We start from the raw sequence: 19066 nt of genomic DNA, 5'->3' as shown, positions 1-19066 counted from the left end.
AATGTTTCATTTTTATTATTGAATTTTTACAAAATTGATCTTTTTAGGTTCGCAGAATTGAAATCTTTATAGGAAAGCTTGTTTCAGGAATAAATTCATTGATCAGGATTTTTTGAGGTTTTTTTCATTTCCGGACAAGAGGCGGCGAATATTCTCACGATGATGCCACCAGATCAGAACTGAGATCATCGGCATAGGGGGAAAGATCACTGGATCAAGATGATGCGTTCTCACCAGGGCGGCAGCGAGAATTGGCAAGAGAAAATAGGAGACCAGAGCAGAAAGCGATGAAATTCTTGTCAGGGCAAATATCGTCACCCAGATCGCGATCAGAGTTACCCCAAGTGGAGGACAAACACCGAGAATCGCGCCAAATCCGACAGCAACACCTTTCCCGCCCCGAAACTTCAGCCAGACAGGGTAAAGATGGCCAAGAACAGAGAAAAGGGCAGCATAAGCGACAGACTCATGGGAATGAAAAATAGAGGCAGCAAGCATTGTCGCCAACAACCCCTTTCCCATATCCCAAACCAGCACCATCACACTCAGGAGCTTTCCAGAAAAGTCCTTCCCCAACACCCTGTATGCATTGGTAAAACCGATATTGCCACTTCCCTCTTTCCGAAGATCCACTCCCTTGATCTTCCCTGCAACCACCCCTGCAGGAAACGATCCCAAAAAATAGCCCATAAGGGCTGAAAAAAGAACTTCATGCATAGGATCGTTCATTCTTTTTCCTCTGAACCTGAAGAAGAGACTCCAGAAAGCCTGAGATACCACCTGAAATACCATACGCCTGACACAAGAGTTAATATCAGCGAAATCCAGAAGAAAAACATCCCTAGGGAATGAAGATTAACAGGATTTTTGATTCCAGGAATTAAAAGAAGTCTTTGATTCCAGATAAGGATGGTCAGGGAGATCGTCTGAAAAACCATCTTGGCTTTTCCAAGAGATTCCGCCGGAATGATAATTCCGTCTGCCGAGGCAATCGCACGGAGACCCGAGACAGCCAGCTCTCTTGCAACAATAAGGATCGCCAGCGCTACAGGAAGGAGATGCTCATCAACCAACAAAAAGAGTCCTGTTGTGACAAGGATCTTGTCCGCAATAGGGTCCAGAAGCTTTCCCAACGTTGTGACCATGTTGTAACGTCTTGCAATATAACCATCAAGAAGATCTGTAGAGGAAGCCACAACATAAAGGCATGCTGACCAGAAAGCTGTACCCGAACGCTCCCGGAAAAATAAAAGAACCAGGACTGGAATCAAAACGATACGACCAAGAGTGATTCCATTGGCAAGATTCATGGAGAATCTCCGTCCTGATTACACCTCGTCTCAGAAATATCGGCTGATCGTCCCAGAAGAATCCAGTCAGCGATTTCCCGTACCGCGCCATTTCCGCCAGGCAACCTTGTCACCCAATCTGCCTCGCGCCGAACAACCCATGGAGCTTCCGGAACTGTAATCGCAAGTCCAGAGATTCTCATTACGGGAAGATCGACCACATCATCCCCAATAAAAAGGATTTCTTCGGAAAAGAGGTTCCACTTCTGGAGGATCGATTGAAATATTGGAAGTTTTTCCCGAACACCCAGATATCCATCCTCAATACCAAGTTCCTTCATTCGGCGTCTGATTGCCTTTGAATCTCGACCTGATAAAAGGGCAAGCCTGACCCCCGCTCGTCTCAGAAGCACAAGACCATGGCCATCTCTCAAACTGAAGGACTTCATCTCTTCATCATCAACACCATATGAAATCAGGCCATCGGTCAATACTCCATCGACATCCATGACAAGGCCACGAACTCGCCGAAAATCACGAATCACCCTCGGTGACGGAGAAATCCTCATCAAACGATTTTCTCCCGAAGGCAATCATGAAAATGCAAGACTCCTTCCAACTTATTATCATTGTCTGCCAGTACAACCAGTTGGGAGATTTTTTTTTCTTCCATAATACGGACCGCTTCCGATGCCAGGGTATTACCACTGATCGTGACAGGATGGGTGGACATGAACTCCTCTACAGGGCGGGAGAGCAGGGATGAGCCCATTGAATCAGAGGAAATTTTTGAAACCATGGATATTGCCCGACGAAGATCTCCGTCGGTCAGAATTCCAAGAAGGGTGCCGTTTTCCGACAGAATAGTGGTCAATCCAAGCTTTTTTCCGGTCATTTCTATGATGGCGTCACCAAGTGAAGTCCCGGCTTGAACGGAAGGAATAGAGCTTCCCTTATGCATGATGGAAGAGACCCTGAGAAAGTATCGTCTGCCAAGAGCACCCCCTGGGTGAAGGTTGGCAAAATCCGTGACACCAAAACGTCTTTCGGAAAGAAGTACCAAAGCCAGAGCGTCACCCAAAGCCATCATCGCCGTAGTGGAAGACGTTGGCGCAATTCCATGAAGTCCTGCTTCAGTCTCGACTCCTGTAGCAAGAACAACATCAGAGACACCAGCCATTTCAGAATCGGATCTGGCGACCATTGAAATAATCGGAATCGAAAGCCTCTTCAGAAAGGGAATCAAGGCCATAATCTCCGCAGTGTTGCCTGATTTGGAAAGGGCAAGAACCGTATCTCCCTTGTCGATCATTCCGAGATCACCATGGAGAGCCTCTGCAGGATGAAGAAAAAAAGCAGAAGTTCCCGTTGAAGACAAAGTTGCCGCGATTTTTCTTGCGACATGCCCCGATTTTCCCAACCCGGTCACAACCACCTTTCCTTCTCTGGAAAGAATAAGATGAATCGCATTGGAAAAATCATCGCCCAGCCGGCTTGCCATTTCTGACAACGATTTCGCTTCTGATTCCAGAATGGCCCGGCCCTGATTAACGAGATGATCCTGCGGGGAAAATTCCATCAAGACCCACCCTGACCAAACAAAGGATCTGGCCCCATTTTTTTTCTGGCTTCATGAAAGGGAAGCAATCCGGCAATCAGAGCTTCCAGCTTTGACAAAGGTATCATGTTCGGGCCATCGCTAGGTGCGTGGTCCGGATCAGGATGAACTTCCATAAACAATCCCTGACACCCGACAGCAAGGGCGGCGCGGGCAAGCGATGGAGCAAACCTGCGATCTCCTCCCGACCTGTCACCACTGCCTCCAGGACTCTGTACAGCATGCGTTGCATCAAAAATGATCGGATAACCGAATGAAGACATGATTGGCAATGAGCGAAAATCGACGACCAATGTATGGTATCCAAATGAAATCCCGCGCTCACATAACATCAACTGATCGCACCCTGCCTCTTCCATTTTTTTCACAACATTGGACATATCTTCAGGAGCCATGAACTGACCCTTTTTGATATGAACAAGCTTTCCTGATCGGGCAGCCGCCTCGAGCAGGTCGGTCTGTCTTGACAACAACGCTGGAATTTGCAGAATATCCAAGACTGATGAGGCTTCCGCCACTTGCGCACCATCATGTACATCAGAAATAACCGGAAAAGAATATCTCGCCCGGATGTCTTCCAGAATGGAAAGCCCGGCACTGATGCCAATACCCCGAAAGCTTTTTCCCGATGAACGATTGGCCTTGTCATAGGATGCCTTGAAAACAAAGGGAAGGTTCAATCGATCCCGCATTTCCGCCAAAGCCCCGGCAATATCAAACGCATGCTCTCGAGACTCAATAACACATGGTCCAAGAATAAAAAGAGGGGGTGATTCAGGTCCTACAGTATATGCTCCAGCAGGTGTTTTAATGTGAAGACTTTTCACTATTTCCCCCTGCTTCCCCTTTTGGATGCTGAATGATGATCTGAACCACCAATATAGGAAATAGCTGCAGAGACAAAACCCAAAAACATTGGATTGGGAGCAAGAGGACGGCTGGTAAACTCGGGATGGAACTGTGACGCAACAAAGTAGGGGTGTGCAGAGATTTCCACGATTTCGGGAAGTTTTTTCTCCCCCCATGTAGCGGTGACAGACAGTCCATTCTCTTCCATCACCTTCCGGAACTCATTATTAAATTCAAACCGGTGTCGATGTCTTTCGGAAACAGTCGATGCCCCATAAAGACGGGCGGCTTTTGTTCCAGGAAGGATATCGACCGCATATGCACCCAACCGCATTGAGGCACCCTTGTCAACAACAAGGTCTTGTCCTGGAAGCAGGTCAATGACCGCACTTTTGGTATTCGGATCAAACTCCCGGCTGGTTGCATCACGAATCCCCAATACATTGCGGGCGAACTCGATAACCGAAAGCTGCATTCCAAGACATATCCCAAAAAATGGCACGTTGTGCTCTCTGGCAAAACGAATGGCGGCAAGCTTGCCATCGATTCCCCTGGAACCAAACCCTCCAGGAACAAGGATACCACCCAATCCCTTGAATATTTCCGGATTATCTGTATTTTTCTCTATTTCCTCAGAATCGATCCATTCAAGTTTGACTTTGACTCCAAGTCTCGCTCCCGCGTGACTTAATGCCTCAATCAGGCTCTTGTAGGAATCATGAAGGTCAATATACTTCCCAACTATGCCGATCGAAACGGTTCTCTTCGCATTCCTGATATTGGAAACCAGCTCTTTCCATGGGGCCAGTTTTGCTTGGGGAGTTGGCAGCTTAAGATATCTCAGGATCAAACGGTCCAGATTCTGTCGATGAAATTCCAGGGGAACCTCATATATAGACGGAACATCCCTTGCCGAAATCACCGCTTCAGAGTCCACATTACAAAAAAGGGCAATTTTTGAACGCACATCTTCCGGGAGAGATTCCTCACTTCTGCACATGACGATATTCGGACTGATTCCGATCTCTCTCAGTTTATGCACTGAATGTTGGGTCGGCTTTGTCTTGAGTTCGCAGGAAGCCCTTACATAAGGAACCAGAGTCAGATGAATATAGACAACGTTTTCCTTTCCAACCTCCCTGGGGAACTGACGAATCGTTTCGAGGAAAGGGAGACTTTCAATGTCACCGACCGTGCCACCAATCTCGCAAAGGACAATATCAACATCCTTGCCCCGGTCAAGAATAATTTTTTTGATCTCATTCGTAATGTGCGGGACAATCTGGACCGTTCCCCCAAGGTACTCCCCCCGGCGTTCCCGGGTGATGACGTCGTAATAAATTCGGCCTGTAGTATAGTTGTTGTTTCGTCCCATGGTCAGATTGGTAAATCGCTCATAGTGTCCCAGGTCCAAATCCGTTTCGGCCCCATCATGGGTTACATAAACCTCGCCATGCTGGTATGGATTCATTGTGCCGGGATCAACATTGATATAGGGATCGCACTTCAGAAAATTGATCCGATATCCCCTTGCACCAAGCAACATACCTAAAGAAGCTGAAGCGATGCCCTTTCCAAGAGAGGAAACAACACCACCAGTTATAAAAATATATTTCACAGGATGTTTCTTTTTTATGTCCATGCGGCATCATTCCTGGGTAAGAGGTCAAGATCTGAAGGAACATCAACCCGATAGGACTCATGCTCCGTTCGGGCTACAAAGATGGAAAATCCGTAATCAAGAGCTCTCAGTTGCTCAAGCTTCTCGAGTTCCTCCAGCGGAGATGTCGGCAAACGGGCAAACTCCAGAAGAACATTTCTTCTATAGGCATAAACTCCAAGGTGTTGGTCCCAGGAAAGATCTGGTCTTTGCGGAGAAATCTCATCCCTGTCAGCAGGAACAACGGATCGAGAAAAATAAAGCGCATATTGCGCCTGATTACAAACAACCTTAACGATATTGGGATTCATCCTGTCCATCCGGTTGGCCAGTTTTCTCCGGATTGTTGCTATGGGAACTCTGGGATCTTTCAGTAGAGGCTCGATCACCTGATCGAGGATCCTCGAATCTGAAAGGATTTCATCCGACTGAAGATTCACAAAAATATCCCCTGCCATCTGCGATGCAACTTCTGCCATGCGATCGGTTCCTGTTCTCGCTCCCCCTGACGTCATTCTGACATCATATCCACGACTTTTCATGACATCATGGATTCGCTCATCATCTGTCGCGATAATGACTTCATCCACAAAATCCGACTGAGAGGCCTTCCTGGCTATCCACTCGATCATTGGCCGCCCATTAATCTCATGAAGAGGTTTTCCCGGGAAGCGGGTCGAAGCATATCGCGCAGGAATAACTACAACAACATGGGGACTTTCATCATCATGGGCAAACGGAATTGAAGAGTGTTTTCCAGGAAAAGGAATGAAAAAAGCATTATCGGACAAAGGTTGATCAGCTGGACTCATTTACGGATTTCCGATCCATAACCCCTGGTCACAAAAGTCCCGGTTCTCCGGTCAAAAAGGGGAGATTGTCTCAAAACGCCTTCCAGCTCACCATTGGATATTGCCGCTGTACCAACGATTCCAACAACATATCCTGCAGCAATATTTGACAAAACAGCCGCTTCCAGAAGTGACGCACCTGATGAAAAGGCAAGAGACATTGAGGCAATGACTGTATCCCCAGCTCCTGTAACATCATAGACATTCTGAGCGACTGACGGAATATGAAAGACTTTCAGTTCGTCCGGATTTTCAAAAAGAGTCATCCCCATCTCTCCCCGGGTAATCAGGAGAGATCCACAGTTCAGTCTTGAAATCAGAGTTTTGGCTGCCTTCAAAAGAGACTCCTCCGAATCAATCTCGCATCCGGATGATTGGGAAGCCTCCAGATTGTTAGGAGTCAGAATGGTCGCACCATGAAAGCTGTCGATTGTCGCAACCTTTGGGTCGACAAAAGTTGGAACGCCAAGATCTTTAGCCAAAGCCATTGCTTTTTGTGCAAAAGATGGAGAGAGAACCCCCTTGGCATAATCGGAGAGCAAAAAGACCCCCGCTCCAGGAAGAAGTTTTTCAAGTCTCGATAAAAGCTCTTCCTGAACAGCTTCCGGCAACTCCCCACGATCCTCTTCATCATATCGCAGAAGTTGCTGGCTATGGGCAATCACTCGGGTTTTTGTTGTGGTGGGTCGACTTGAAATAGAAAGGACACCAGAAATATCCACATTTTCCTTTTCCATTTCAGTCAGAAGCTTTTGCCCGTTGGCATCATCACCCACAATAGACAAAAGTGACGAACTTCCCCCTAGTTTTTGTATATTGTGGACAACATTGCATGCTCCACCAAGTCGCACCGACTCGTGAGTCACATTAACCACCGGAACGGGTGCCTCTGGAGAAATTCGTGAAACCTTTCCCCAAACATAACGATCAAGGATGGAGTCACCCGCTACAACCACTCGGGAGTTGTTCATTCGGGACAAAACCTCAAGGAGTCGGTCCAGAGAAACCAGATCCTTTGATACGGGGACTTTTTCGATCAACAACAGCTCCTGAGTTCTGGCTAAAACAAGCCTGTGGAAGTGCTTCCCATCACCTAATGAATGACATGTCCGAGCCGATTCCATCGCGGATCCCTGCCAACATCATTCCATGACCAATAAATCATGAATGCCCTACCAAGGATTTTGTCTCTTTTGACAAATCCCCAATATCGAGAATCATAACTGTCATCACGATTATCCCCCATCACAAAGTATTGCCCGGGGGGAACAAGGGTGTCAGCCATAACATCCCTTCGTGGAACATCCTTCTCATCTGGGTGCAGATATTGGGTGTAAGGCTCCACCATAGGTTTGCCATTGACGTAGACGACCTTACCCTTTACCTGGATATGATCACCGGGAAGACCAATGACCCGCTTGATAAAATCTTTTGTCTCGTCAAAAGGGTAACGAAAAACAACAACGTCTCCCCGTTTAGGACCTTGAAAATGAGTTAAATAGAGCCCATTGACAGGATTATGAATTCCATAGGCCATCTTGAGCACCAGAATCTGATCTCCAACCAATAAGGTCGGAATCATCGACCCTGAAGGAATTCTGAAAGCCTGAATAATAAAGGCCTTCAAGACAAATGCGACCAGAATGGCCGTAATCAAAGCCTCAAGAAGTTCTCTCAAAGCTTTTTTGGCTGGAATCGGAGATTTTTCGGACATCCCTGAAGAACCCGGCTTCTGAACTATTTCATTCTCTTCACCCATCGTCACGAGACCCTTCCGAAACACGAAGGACAGCCATAAAGGCTTCTTGTGGCATTTCGACACGCCCGATTTGCTTCATTCGCTTTTTACCTTCCTTTTGCTTTTCAAGAAGCTTTCTTTTTCGGGAAATATCTCCTCCGTAACATTTGGCCAACACATTCTTCCGCATGGCACCAATAGTCTGACGGGCAATAATGCGCGAGCCGATCGCCGCTTGAATCGCAACTTCAAACATCTGACGTGGAATCACTTCCTTCAACTTTTCAACCAAGGCCTTCCCCCGGTTGTAGGCCTTGTCCTCATGGACAATAAAAGACAAAGCATCAACCTGCTCTCCGTTAATGAGAACATCAACCTTCACAAGGATTGACGGACGATATCCCAACCATTCGTAATCAAAAGACGCATAGCCTTTTGTGATCGATTTGAGCCGGTCATAGAAGTCAAGAACGATCTCATTCAATGGCATTTCATAAGATAGAGAAACCCTTTTGGCATCAAGATATTTCAGCTCTTTCTGAATAGCCCGCCTATCCTGACACAACGACATGACCGGTCCAAGAAATTCGGATGGCAAAAGGAGTGTTCCGGTTATGAACGGTTCAAAAATTTCATCGATCTGCCCCGCAGGTGGAAGGTCAGAAGGATTGACGACAGAAAGTTCATCATCAGGACGACCCGCCACCTTGACCCGGTAGACAACTGTTGGGGCGGTACTGATAAGGGTCAGGTTGAACTCCCTTTCGAGTCTTTCCTGAATGATTTCCATATGAAGAAGGCCAAGGAAGCCACATCTAAATCCAAAACCCAATGCGAGAGACGTCTCAAGCTCATAAGTAAAGGAAGCATCATTCAGTCTCAGCTTTTCGAGGGCCTCCTTCAGCTCGTTATATTGCTCCGTCTCTGTGGGAAAAAGTCCACAAAACACCAGTGGCTTGGCTTCATGGAATCCCGGAAACGGCTCTGGAGACGGATCCGAATCCAGAACAAGTGTGTCTCCTATCCTCGTTTCCTGAACAGACTTGATTCCGGAAACAATGAATCCCACTTCGCCAGGGCCGAGACTCTCCAAAGAAATGCGCTTTGGAGTATTCGCCCCAATCGAGAGAACTTCATGGGTTTTTTGGGTGGAAAAAAGCTTGAACCGGTCTCCAACAGAAATCCTTCCGTTAAAAACCCTCACAAGAATGACTGCTCCCTGAAATGGATCAAACCATGCATCAAACAAGAGTGCCTTCAACATCTTACCGGGTGATGTCACTGGAGGGGGAACCAATTTGACGATCGCCTCAAGAACGTCAGGCACACCGAGTCCCTCTTTTGCTGAGATCAGAAGGGAATCATCCCCATCGACACCGACCGCATCAGATATCTCGTCTTTTGTTTTTTCCACCTCAGCACCGGGAAGATCGATCTTGTTGATCACCGGAATGATGTGGACATTATTCTCGATGGCAAGGTAGGCATTCGCGATTGTCTGTGCCTCAACACCCTGTGAAGCATCAACAACCAAAAGAGCCCCTTCACAGGCAGCAAGACTTCGGGAAACCTCATAGGTAAAGTCGACATGGCCTGGAGTATCGATCAGGTTCAACAGATAGTCCTGTCCATCCTTCGCTCGATAGACAAGCCTCACCGTATGGGCCTTGATGGTGATTCCACGCTCCCGCTCAAGGTCCATTGCATCAAGGAGCTGCTCCCTGGATTCCCGGTGTGAGATCGCACCAGTCATCTCAAGAAGCCTGTCGGCCAATGTTGATTTCCCATGATCGATATGGGCAATAATAGAAAAATTACGGATCCGTTCTATTGGAAAACTCAACATATTCCTCCATCAATAGTCATCCGGGTATCATAACAGAGGGTCTTCCGGGGTTCAACGAACCAATCATCAAACTCATAGAATGCACTTGCCCCAGAGCGGATCTGGAGGTACTCACAGATTCCCTTCCCATGGGTGCGGCTCAACCTGGGAAATGGAATCAAGCTCCATGAGTGTAATCACCCATTCTGCATGACTCCAGACCAAGGGGGAAACAGACAGTCGATCCCCTGTAACAGGATCGACCTGCTCCGGAAGCATTCCACTTCCCCCTGCACGCTCAAATACCCAGGAGAGGAGGCTCATCACTTGGGCTGACTCAAGAGGAGATGGGGTCGACCGCATGAACCAGCGGGCCATCCACAACGTTGAGATCACCCATGGATTAGAAGGCTGGTGATCACCGCTCCTATAGTAGTGATCATTGCTGTATCTGGCCACCCCACCAATAGGTCCGGGTGTCCAGAGAGACTCAAAAAGCCAATCCATCGTCCGAATAAGACGAATATCCTGAAGCGGTAAAACACCATATTCAAAAAGAGCATACATACTTGCATCAGGGGTAGGGTCCGGAAAAGTTTCTCCATCTTTCCCAAGGACCAGACCTCTATAAAAACATCCAGTAGTCTCATTTAACAGATATCGAAGGATTCCTTCCTTTACCTCAATGGCCGCCTGCTCAAAATACCGGGCTTCTGATGGGTCACCAAATCCTGTTGAAAAACTTGCAGCAGCCTTGAGACCTCCATAAACAGTGGCAGCGGTATGTGTTGATACCCCTGCACGCTCTTCCCAGAGGTCATATGAAGGTAGGGGCAATCCTGTTGCAGGATTCCGGAACTTTGCCATAAATCTTGCGGCTGGCAAAACAAATCCCTGAAAAATTGGACGAATCGAGTCAAGATCCCGATATTTTTTAAAATGCTCCCAAAGCGCCCAGATACATAGCGCTGTCTCGTCTTCCTGGATAGGATATGCAGGAGCACCCACAACACCAGATGGATGCCAGGAAGATCCTATTGAAAGGTTGGGGTGATACTTGTGAGCCAAAAAACCTTCCTCACAAATAAGGGTCGGCAACAGCTCATAGAATCGCCTGGACAGATCACCCAGACCAGCCTTGTCCAGCGCATGGGCAATCAAAGCTCCATCTCTGGGCCATAAATAGGAATAGGTATCCCTCGAATAGTTCAAAGAAACAGAATCAATCGCTGCAACGATCGACCCACTTTTTCCCATGTGGGTTCTGATCAAAAAGAGACTTGTCTCATAAAGTCTTATCCATTCAGAAGGAATGGCCTGAGAAGCCAGCGGATGTGAGGTAATCCAGAGTTTCCAAAAACCTGAAGTCTGGGAAAGTGATCTCTCCGGTGTTTTCCGCTTGACCTTTGCGTAAGTTGACAGAACCTCGCTTTGACTGGTTCCGCAAATTGTCAACACAGAAAAAGGTTTGTTTTGTTTTTCAGGTTTCAACATCACCGAAAAAACGGAATCCACCGTACCCTGGGCAATAGGGTTTCCACCAAGACTTCCGTCTTCGGCATCTCGCCATGTCCCTTCCCTGTTGCCATGCCGAGATCCGCATGCATACTCGAACATTGCGTTTTCAACAGCCCTTCCGGGAGACTCCATGAGAGCGCCCACTAGGAAATAACGTTGATCCTTATAGTGAAGAAGGGCTTCCTGCTGAGGAAGATACATGGCCGTATCACCAATATCCTGATGGCTGATGGAAAAATTCTGGTGGAAGAAAAAAGTCACTGTTTCATTGTCCGCTGGAGAATTGATCAACTCGACTCGGCGAAAATGCACATCGATGTCAAGATCCACCCAATCAGTCAAAACACATTCAAGCCCTCCCAGTTCGGGAAAAAAGAGCGATGCCTCCGAAACCATCACAGCAGATCTGTAACGGCGCTTGCGAATATGGGAAGAGTTTACCCAGACGAATTTCCCGGAAAAGAAAAGACCTAGCCGAAAACCGTTGCCCCCGACATGGTTTTCCAGTCCGACATAAGGCCACGTCAGTTCTGATAACAAATGGGATTCATCAAAGGACACAAAAAGTCGGCCATTTGCGACGGGCAAGAATCGTGACATTTAACAACCCCTCATTATCCTGAAAACAGCTTCACAATCTTTGTGGGCAAAAGAGAAGACTGATTTGACATGGGCACCGAAGATTCTTGATGCCAATCCATGTGACAATGTAGTATACACTTTTACCCGAATTCAAAAATCATACTCCACCCTGCCTCTCGCGTTAGATCGGCAATTTCGTCCCGGAGAATAAGAATGCAGCATCCAAAAAACAACACGTTTATAAAAGGGAGTCGCCCGTGATTCATGCTCCCCGAGGTATCAAGGACCGAGTCCCCCCGGAAGAAGATCAGTTCCTCTCCCTTGTTTCCATCGCTGAGAGATACCTCCAGCAAGCTGGATTTAAAAAGGTAGGACTGCCAATCTTTGAATCGTCCTCCCTTTTCACACGATCCATCGGCGTTGAAACAGACATTGTCGAAAAAGAGATGTATCTTTTTGAAGACAAGGGAGGAGAACACTTTGCGCTTCGACCGGAAGGAACAGCATCCCTTCTTCGACTGGCCATCCAACACCATCTAATCGAACCAGCCCGCATCACCAGACTTTCCTATCAGGGCCCCATGTTTCGCCATGAAAGGCCTCAGGCTGGCCGATTAAGACAGTTCCATCAAGTCGGTGCCGAAATATTGGGCTCGATCACGCCACAAGACAACATTGACCTCCTCGTCGTGATTGACTCACTCGCCAGAAAACTGAATCTTCCGGGCACAACACTTTTTATCAACAACATGGGATGTGCCCAATGTCGCCCTGTTTTTCGAAAAGCACTCGTAGAATACCTTTCGAACAACCAGTCCGGTCTATGCACCACATGCCAAAAACGTACTGGAACGAACCCGCTGAGAGTCCTTGATTGCAAAGTGCCGGACTGTCAGCCAATCATTGAAAAGGCTCCTTCCATCATTGATTTCCTTTGCGAAATCTCCAGATCGCATTATGAAGAGGTTTGCTCGGGACTCAGGAACTTATCAATCCCCTTCACGGTCAACCACCGTCTTGTCAGAGGACTCGATTACTATACGGAAACAACCTTCGAGTTTGTATCCAATGCCCTGGGCTCTCAATCCACTTGGGCCGCCGGAGGTCAATATGATGGCCTTATTGGACAACTGGAAGGCCCTGATGTTTCTGGAGCAGGCTTTGCCATAGGGGTCGAACGTCTTGCGCTACTCGCCGAAAAGGCCGGAACGCTTCCAGCGCCACCCACCTACTCCCAGGACGTATCACTCCTTCCCCTCGGCGAAAATGCCATCCCATTGGTACAACGCCTCATCCGGGATTCAAGGGAGGCAGGAATTTCTGCCACCGGCATTTTTGGCGCCACCAAAATCAAGCAGGGCTTCAAACAGGCTGAACGGGACGGCTCACGCTTCCTGCTGATTGTCGGCGAAGATGAAATCGCAAAACAGGAACTTCTCCTCAAGGATCTTCTGACAAGCGAACAGATTTCGCTTCCTCTTTTCCCGCTGACAAGGCTTATAGAGCATATCCGCACTGTCCGGAACCAGGAAAAGGTCTCACCAGTCTTCTAGGAGAAATCAATGGCAAGAGACATACCGTTATCAAATGGATGCCTGTTTCTCTCGTTCGATCTGGACTATCAAATGAGGGAGGTCACATATCCTTTTATCGGACTTGAAAATCAAACAGAAGGGCATCCCCTTCGATTTGGTTTTTATTACGACGGGAGAATGGACTGGATCTCAAGATCAACCTGGGACTTAAAAATGGGCTACGAAGACGGCTCTCTTGTCACACTTGTAGAAGGCACGAATACGTCCCGGAACATCGTATTCAATTCCCGCGATGCAATCGATTTCTACGAAAACTTGTGGATCAGAAAAATCCATATCACAAATATCGGAAGCAATCCGAGGGAAATCAGGACATTTTTTTGCCCCGACTTTCATATCGGAGGGAATGAGGTTGGAGATACTGCCTTTTTCGATCCCTCCATGAAAATTATCATTCACTATAAAAGAGACCGGTATTTCAGCTTTGGACTCATGCATCCCGATAACGGTCCGGGCATTCGCTCCTATGCGACAGGACGAAAGGAAATGGAAGGCAGCGAAGGAACATGGCGGGATGCCGAAGATGGACTATTGTCACAAAATCCCATTGCCCAAGGATCCGTTGATTCCGCTTTCTCCACTTCCCTTGATCTCTTGCCTGGAGAAACAAAAGTCCTCTATTTCTGGATGGTTGCAGCAACAAGCCTGATAGAAACAAGATTGCTGAATCAGGCTGTTCTCGATCGACACCCGGACCAATTTCTCGAACGCACATCCCATTACTGGAATTTCTGGACCGATCCGGAAAAATGCTCAAAGAAAAAATTTGCGGACGATTCACAATCAAAAGCAGATCCATTTCTGGAAAAACTTCGTGACAGAAAAAAAACAAACCTTCTGATTCTTCGAACTCACATTTCAAAAAATGGGGCCAGCGCGGCAGCAATTGACTCTGACAGTCTTGAGCTTGCACGTGACAGCTATGCCTATCTTTGGCCAAGAGACGGAGCCAATGTCGCATTGGCCCTCTCCCGTTCCGGACACCATGGACTAGGGAGAAGATTCTTTGAGTTTGCCGGGGAGATCATTCAGCCGGAAGGATATTTCCTGCATAAATACAATATGGACGGAACGCCAGCTTCCTCATGGCTTCCCTGGATTCGGGAAGGGGCTGTCCAGCTCCCCATACAGGAAGATGAAACAGGGTACGTTCTTTGGGCTCTCAAGATGCAATTCCAAATCGACAGGGACTTCGATCTTATCACCCCCCTCTATAAAAAAATGATTAAACCGGCCGGGCTTTTTCTAAGAGACTACCGGGATCCTGGAACGGGACTTCCTCTGGCCTCCTATGACTTATGGGAGGAACGGCATGGAACATTTCTTCATACAGCCGCCATGACATGGGCCGGACTTGAAAGTGCAGCCTATTTTTCAGACTCATTCGGAGAAACCGTCTTGGCCAGGTCTTTTTTGAAAGCGGCCGATGAAATCAGGGAAGGGATACAGAAACATCTCTGGAATCCGGATGAAGGATATTTCTACCGTGGGGTAGAAATCCTCGACGGAGCAGTGTTGAATAAAGATCCAACTCCGGATATCAGTTCCCTCGTTCTTGTTGAAACCGGATTTCTTGATCCTTCCAGTCAATCCGACAGGGACCAGCTCAAGCTTCTCCTCCAGCGGCAAGAAAACGAACTCAAGATCAATACAGGAATTGGTGGCTACACACGATATAAAAATGATCCCTACTATCTGTCACAAGAATCCAGAAATGCCAATATTCTTGGGAATCCTTGGTTCATAAGCACGCTCTGGATGGCACAAGGATATGCTGCTCTTGGCAGTACCGGAGAGAGCGGAGCGATTTCAAAAACAAAGGAACTCCTCGCATGGGCGATGGAAAAGGCACTTCCGTCCGGAGTCATGGCAGAGCAGCTCAATGCCTTGAATGGAGATCCGATCTCTGTCTCCCCCCTGGCCTGGAGTCATGCGGCGTTTCTCAATACAGTCCACATGGCTGAAGAATACAAGATTATTCCCGCAACAGCCTGAAAAAAGATATGAAACGACCAGCCAATTTTTTTAAATGGGAGCTTTAGAAGGACACAGGTTCGATAATACACAAGACCCACAGAGTGGCTTCCTGGCGACACAAACATAACGTCCATGCAAAAGGAGACGACTCCCCGAATTAATCCAGTCTTCCCGGGGGATGATACTGCAGAGATCCGATTCAATTTCCTCAGGATCTGAGGATACGGTAAGACCAAGCCGGTTGGATACCCGAATGACGTGGGTGTCAACCGCGATTGCCGGAATATGAAATCCATAGGCCAAAACAACACTTGCCGTTTTTCTGCCAACCCCTGGCAATTTGACCAGTTCGTCGATATTATCAGGCACTTTTCCATGGAAGTGATCGACAATTGCCCGGGAAAGACCAATCAATTGAAGAGATTTCCTATGGAAAAATCCGGCAGAACGAATAAGCCCTTCCAGATCTGAAAGAGAAGCTCTTGCCATTGATTCTGGGTCAGGAAATTTACGGAAAAGGGTCGGGGTAATAGTGTTGACCGTTTTATCTGTTGATTGGGCAGACAAAACGGTCGCCACCAAAAGCTCAAAGGGTGAAACAAAGTCAAGCTCCATGGCCGGATGGGGAATCGACACCTTCAGTTTTTCAAAGATTTCCCTTACATATGCTGCATTCGGCTTTTTCAAGAAAACTTCTTTCCAACCTTGGACAAAACCGGCTTCTTCCGTTTTTTAATCGAGAAGCATTCATCAAAAATATCATCAATATGGGATACAAGAACGATCGTCAAGTCTTTCTTCACCTCCTCCGGAATTTCCAGAAGATCTTTGGCATTTTTTTCAGGAATAAAAACCCGCTTGATACCTGCCTCACGCGCACCGATCAGCTTTTCCTTGACTCCTCCAACGGGCAAGACTCTCCCGGAAAGAGCGATCTCTCCGGTCATCGCAAGCGTTTCCGGAACAGGGATCCCAGTCACAAGGGATACGATCGCAACAGCAATCGTAATTCCGGCAGAAGGGCCATCTTTTGGAATCGCACCACCCGGGACATGAACATGAATCTCATTCTTTGAAAAAAAATTCTGTTCGATTCCCAATTTTGCAATTCTGGACTGGACAACCGAAAAGGCTGTTCTGGCTGACTCCTTCATGACATCTCCGAGGTGCCCGGTCAGAATAAAGCCTTTTGAGCCTTCGATCGCAAGCGTTTCAATAAAAAGAACATCCCCCCCATTCGGAGTCCATGCCAGACCGGTTACGACTCCAGGAGCGGCCTTGTCCAGAAGATGTTCTGGTTCAACATACTCATTTCCCAGATATGTGGAAATGGACTTCGGAGTAATGATCACCTTTCGCTTTCTGGACATTTCCGATCGAACCCGAACCACTTTTCGAAGTAGCGTTGCGATTTTTCGATCAAGTGTCCTGACACCCGCTTCACGAGTGAACTCCCGGATCAAGCGAACCAGAGCTGGATCGTCAAGACGAAATTCAAAAGGGTCAATCCCAAGCTCTTTCATGACACGAGGAATGAGATATTGCCTGGCAATATGACGCTTTTCCTCCCATGTATAACCTGCAAGACGGATGATCTCCATTCGATCAAGCAATGGTGGTGGGATCGTCTGAAAGACATTCGCTGTTGCAATAAAAAAAACTTCTGACAAGTCAAAGGGAAGATCAAGATAGTGATCCCTGAAGTCCTTGTTCTGAGATGAGTCGAGAACTTCCAGAAGCGCTGATGCAGGATCCCCACGCTGATCTGATCCCAGCTTGTCGATTTCATCCAGCATAAATACAGGATTATGCGTTCCGGCTTTTCTCATTCCCTGAATAATTCTTCCAGGCATCGCACCGACATACGTGCGACGATGTCCCCTGATCTCAGAGTCATCCCGAACTCCTCCGAGAGAAACCCGTACAAAAGATCTCCCCATTGCACGGGCGATTGATTGACCCAAGGTTGTCTTTCCGACCCCAGGAGGTCCGATAAAACACAAAACAGGTCCCCTGTTTTTCCCTTTTGCCCGAAGGTGAACAGCCAGTTCATCCAGGATGCGGTCTTTGACTTTTTCAATTCCATAATGATCCTCATCAAGGATTTTCTGAGCCTTTTCAATCGAAAAAGGTTCAGTGGAATGTCTTGCCCATGGAAGATCCAGAACAACGTCAAGATAGGTTCGAATGACACCAGACTCTTGCGACTGCCCGTTTCCAAAGCGAACCAGTCGATCAAGCTCCCGGTTCACTTCTCTCAAAACCTCTGGAGGAAGCTGGCTTTTCGCAATTTTTTCCCGATAACGGACAATGTCCTCATCACCCTCTTCCCCGTCACCAAGCTCTTTCTGGATTGCTCGAACCTGCTCCCGAAGGAAAAAGTCCCTCTGGCTTTTCTGAACATCATCCTGAATTTTGGACTTTATTTTTCCACCAAGTTCAAGAAGCTCTATCTCGCGCTCGAGATGTGTCGACAAATTCGTCAATTTGGCTTCAGACGAATCAATTTCCAGAATTTTCTGACGATCTTCAACTGGCAATTTCAAAAACGTCACAACGAGGTAAGCCAGGTGATGGGGGTTGTCAATGTTTAAAGCCATTGTCTCAAACTCGTCCGGAAGGTAAGGCGCAAGCTCTGCCAGTTGCTTGACCTGCCCCAGGATCAGCCTCATCAACGCTTCGGTTTCCACGGAGCGATCCGGTGATTCTGGATCCGGATGAACCCTCACCCGGACAACCGGATCCGTCTGGACGATCTCATCAATTTTCACTCTCCTGATTCCCTGGACCATGATCGCAACCCCACCTGCAGGGATTCGAAGGAGTTTATGAATGAGAACCATCGTCCCGACCTCATGGAGATTTTCAAGCTTAACCGGAAGCTCCGGAGAAACAGTCTCCAGGGAAGCTGACTCTTCTTTTCCGGAATTTCTTGCAGTCACACAGACCAGAGTCTTTGGCTCCCGATTCATGGCCTCATCGATCGCAGCCAGATCCATCGGGTGGTGAAAGGCAAGAGACGTCAATATATGAGGAAAAACAACGGAATCCTGCAAAACGACCAAGGGAGATTCACCAGGTGTCCGAACCTGTTCTTCAACCATTTTTTAACTCCTCTCCGTCGGTAACCTGAACAGTCACAATTTGTCTTGGGGGGCGTCTTTTCACTATAACCCTCAAAAAACCAAGCGAATACTCGGCCCGAACACTTTGCGGATCCAACCCTTCAGGCAATAAAAAGGCCCGCTCAAACTCCCCATAGTTAATTTCCATCTGGAGATAGTTTTTTTTCTTTTGAGGGGCGTAACTTTTAGATTCATCCTTTCTGACACCCCTTACCAACAGTCGGTTTCCATCCATCCCGATCGATATTTCTTCCTTTGGCACGCCGGCAAGCTCAATCTTGATAACAACCTCTCCTTCGGTTTCATAGATATCCGTCATTGGTTGCCACCTTGGCTCCCCCGATGACCGGAAAACAATTTCAGGAGTCAATCCCCTGGAAAGGGCACCCGCCAACTGCAAGAAAAGTGTATCTATATCATGAGGTTTCATCTTTTCACT

At 47.6% G+C, this 19066-nt stretch carries 16 protein-coding genes; 2 read left to right on the top strand and 14 right to left on the bottom strand.

Annotated elements, in window-relative coordinates; translation table 11 throughout:
- Positions 1-102: 102 nt before the first annotated feature.
- From plsY to LFE_RS03815, 11 genes are all read right to left on the bottom strand, one after another.
- Positions 103-729 carry a glycerol-3-phosphate 1-O-acyltransferase PlsY gene (plsY, locus tag LFE_RS03865; protein ID WP_014448962.1) on the bottom strand — a complete coding sequence of 209 codons (627 nt, stop codon included), beginning with the start codon at positions 727-729 and terminating at the stop codon, positions 103-105.
- Complete coding sequence (gene pgsA / locus LFE_RS03860) at positions 726-1310, bottom strand: CDP-diacylglycerol--glycerol-3-phosphate 3-phosphatidyltransferase (RefSeq protein WP_014448961.1); 585 nt, start codon at positions 1308-1310, stop codon at positions 726-728. Before pgsA ends, plsY begins: the two co-directional genes overlap by 4 nt.
- A complete protein-coding gene (locus tag LFE_RS03855; RefSeq protein ID WP_014448960.1) occupies positions 1307-1858 on the bottom strand; it encodes a KdsC family phosphatase in 552 nt (183 codons plus the stop codon). The genes pgsA and LFE_RS03855 overlap by 4 nt, the downstream gene beginning before the upstream one ends.
- Positions 1858-2868 carry a KpsF/GutQ family sugar-phosphate isomerase gene (locus LFE_RS03850; protein ID WP_014448959.1) on the bottom strand — a complete coding sequence of 337 codons (1011 nt, stop codon included), beginning with the start codon at positions 2866-2868 and terminating at the stop codon, positions 1858-1860. The genes LFE_RS03855 and LFE_RS03850 overlap by 1 nt, the downstream gene beginning before the upstream one ends.
- Entirely contained in the window at positions 2868-3734 is an 867-nt protein-coding gene (gene kdsA / locus LFE_RS03845; protein ID WP_014448958.1) for a 3-deoxy-8-phosphooctulonate synthase, read from the bottom strand. The genes LFE_RS03850 and kdsA overlap by 1 nt, the downstream gene beginning before the upstream one ends.
- A complete protein-coding gene (locus LFE_RS03840; protein ID WP_014448957.1) occupies positions 3734-5398 on the bottom strand; it encodes a CTP synthase in 1665 nt (554 codons plus the stop codon). Before LFE_RS03840 ends, kdsA begins: the two co-directional genes overlap by 1 nt.
- The gene (gene kdsB / locus LFE_RS03835; RefSeq protein ID WP_050989477.1) at positions 5389-6228 is read right to left on the bottom strand and encodes a 3-deoxy-manno-octulosonate cytidylyltransferase; all 840 of its coding nucleotides are present in this window, start codon (positions 6226-6228) and stop codon (positions 5389-5391) included. The genes LFE_RS03840 and kdsB overlap by 10 nt, the downstream gene beginning before the upstream one ends.
- Positions 6225-7307, bottom strand: coding sequence for a D-glycero-beta-D-manno-heptose-7-phosphate kinase (gene rfaE1, locus LFE_RS03830; RefSeq protein WP_014448955.1), 1083 nt, complete (start codon positions 7305-7307; stop codon positions 6225-6227). Before rfaE1 ends, kdsB begins: the two co-directional genes overlap by 4 nt.
- Before the next feature lie 53 nt (positions 7308-7360).
- Complete coding sequence (lepB, locus tag LFE_RS03825; RefSeq protein WP_041774770.1) at positions 7361-7981, bottom strand: signal peptidase I; 621 nt, start codon at positions 7979-7981, stop codon at positions 7361-7363.
- Between the two features lie 37 nt (positions 7982-8018).
- Entirely contained in the window at positions 8019-9851 is a 1833-nt protein-coding gene (gene lepA, locus LFE_RS03820) for a translation elongation factor 4 (RefSeq protein WP_014448953.1), read from the bottom strand.
- Positions 9852-9962: 111 nt separating this feature from the next.
- Positions 9963-11948 (bottom strand): glycoside hydrolase family 15 protein, encoded by a 1986-nt coding sequence (locus LFE_RS03815; protein ID WP_014448952.1) that lies wholly within the window; start codon positions 11946-11948, stop codon positions 9963-9965.
- 239 nt (positions 11949-12187) lie between these two features.
- Between LFE_RS03815 and hisS the strand changes: the two genes are divergently transcribed.
- A complete protein-coding gene (gene hisS, locus LFE_RS03810) occupies positions 12188-13483 on the top strand; it encodes a histidine--tRNA ligase (RefSeq protein ID WP_014448951.1) in 1296 nt (431 codons plus the stop codon).
- Between the two features lie 9 nt (positions 13484-13492).
- The gene (locus LFE_RS03805; protein ID WP_014448950.1) at positions 13493-15520 is read left to right on the top strand and encodes a glycoside hydrolase family 15 protein; all 2028 of its coding nucleotides are present in this window, start codon (positions 13493-13495) and stop codon (positions 15518-15520) included.
- 30 nt (positions 15521-15550) lie between these two features.
- Here LFE_RS03805 and nth read toward each other — a convergent pair whose 3' ends face one another.
- The 3 genes from nth to LFE_RS03790 are packed head-to-tail and all read right to left on the bottom strand — an operon-like array spanning position 15551 to position 19057.
- Positions 15551-16189 carry an endonuclease III gene (nth, locus tag LFE_RS03800; protein WP_014448949.1) on the bottom strand — a complete coding sequence of 213 codons (639 nt, stop codon included), beginning with the start codon at positions 16187-16189 and terminating at the stop codon, positions 15551-15553.
- Positions 16186-18606, bottom strand: a complete 2421-nt coding sequence (gene lon, locus LFE_RS03795) for an endopeptidase La (protein ID WP_014448948.1) — start codon at positions 18604-18606, stop codon at positions 16186-16188. The genes nth and lon overlap by 4 nt, the downstream gene beginning before the upstream one ends.
- A complete protein-coding gene (locus LFE_RS03790) occupies positions 18599-19057 on the bottom strand; it encodes an Hsp20/alpha crystallin family protein (protein WP_014448947.1) in 459 nt (152 codons plus the stop codon). Before LFE_RS03790 ends, lon begins: the two co-directional genes overlap by 8 nt.
- Positions 19058-19066: the final 9 nt, after the last annotated feature.

The organism is Leptospirillum ferrooxidans C2-3, assembly GCF_000284315.1.
Classification (GTDB): Bacteria; Nitrospirota; Leptospirillia; order Leptospirillales; family Leptospirillaceae; genus Leptospirillum; species Leptospirillum ferrooxidans.
Note: the sequence above shows the minus strand (reverse complement) of the source record. Positions and strands in the feature narration are given on the sequence as shown.

Coding starts and splice junctions, on each gene's coding strand:
- plsY (WP_014448962.1), bottom strand. CDS start 729: ATGAACGATCCTATGCATGAAGTTCTTTTTTCAGCCCTTATGGGCTAT.
- pgsA (WP_014448961.1), bottom strand. CDS start 1,310: ATGAATCTTGCCAATGGAATCACTCTTGGTCGTATCGTTTTGATTCCA.
- LFE_RS03855 (WP_014448960.1), bottom strand. CDS start 1,858: ATGAGGATTTCTCCGTCACCGAGGGTGATTCGTGATTTTCGGCGAGTT.
- LFE_RS03850 (WP_014448959.1), bottom strand. CDS start 2,868: ATGGAATTTTCCCCGCAGGATCATCTCGTTAATCAGGGCCGGGCCATT.
- LFE_RS03840 (WP_014448957.1), bottom strand. CDS start 5,398: ATGGACATAAAAAAGAAACATCCTGTGAAATATATTTTTATAACTGGT.
- kdsB (WP_050989477.1), bottom strand. CDS start 6,228: ATGAGTCCAGCTGATCAACCTTTGTCCGATAATGCTTTTTTCATTCCT.
- lepB (WP_041774770.1), bottom strand. CDS start 7,981: ATGTCCGAAAAATCTCCGATTCCAGCCAAAAAAGCTTTGAGAGAACTT.
- lepA (WP_014448953.1), bottom strand. CDS start 9,851: ATGTTGAGTTTTCCAATAGAACGGATCCGTAATTTTTCTATTATTGCC.
- LFE_RS03815 (WP_014448952.1), bottom strand. CDS start 11,948: ATGTCACGATTCTTGCCCGTCGCAAATGGCCGACTTTTTGTGTCCTTT.
- LFE_RS03805 (WP_014448950.1), top strand. CDS start 13,493: ATGGCAAGAGACATACCGTTATCAAATGGATGCCTGTTTCTCTCGTTC.
- lon (WP_014448948.1), bottom strand. CDS start 18,606: ATGGTTGAAGAACAGGTTCGGACACCTGGTGAATCTCCCTTGGTCGTT.
- LFE_RS03790 (WP_014448947.1), bottom strand. CDS start 19,057: ATGAAACCTCATGATATAGATACACTTTTCTTGCAGTTGGCGGGTGCC.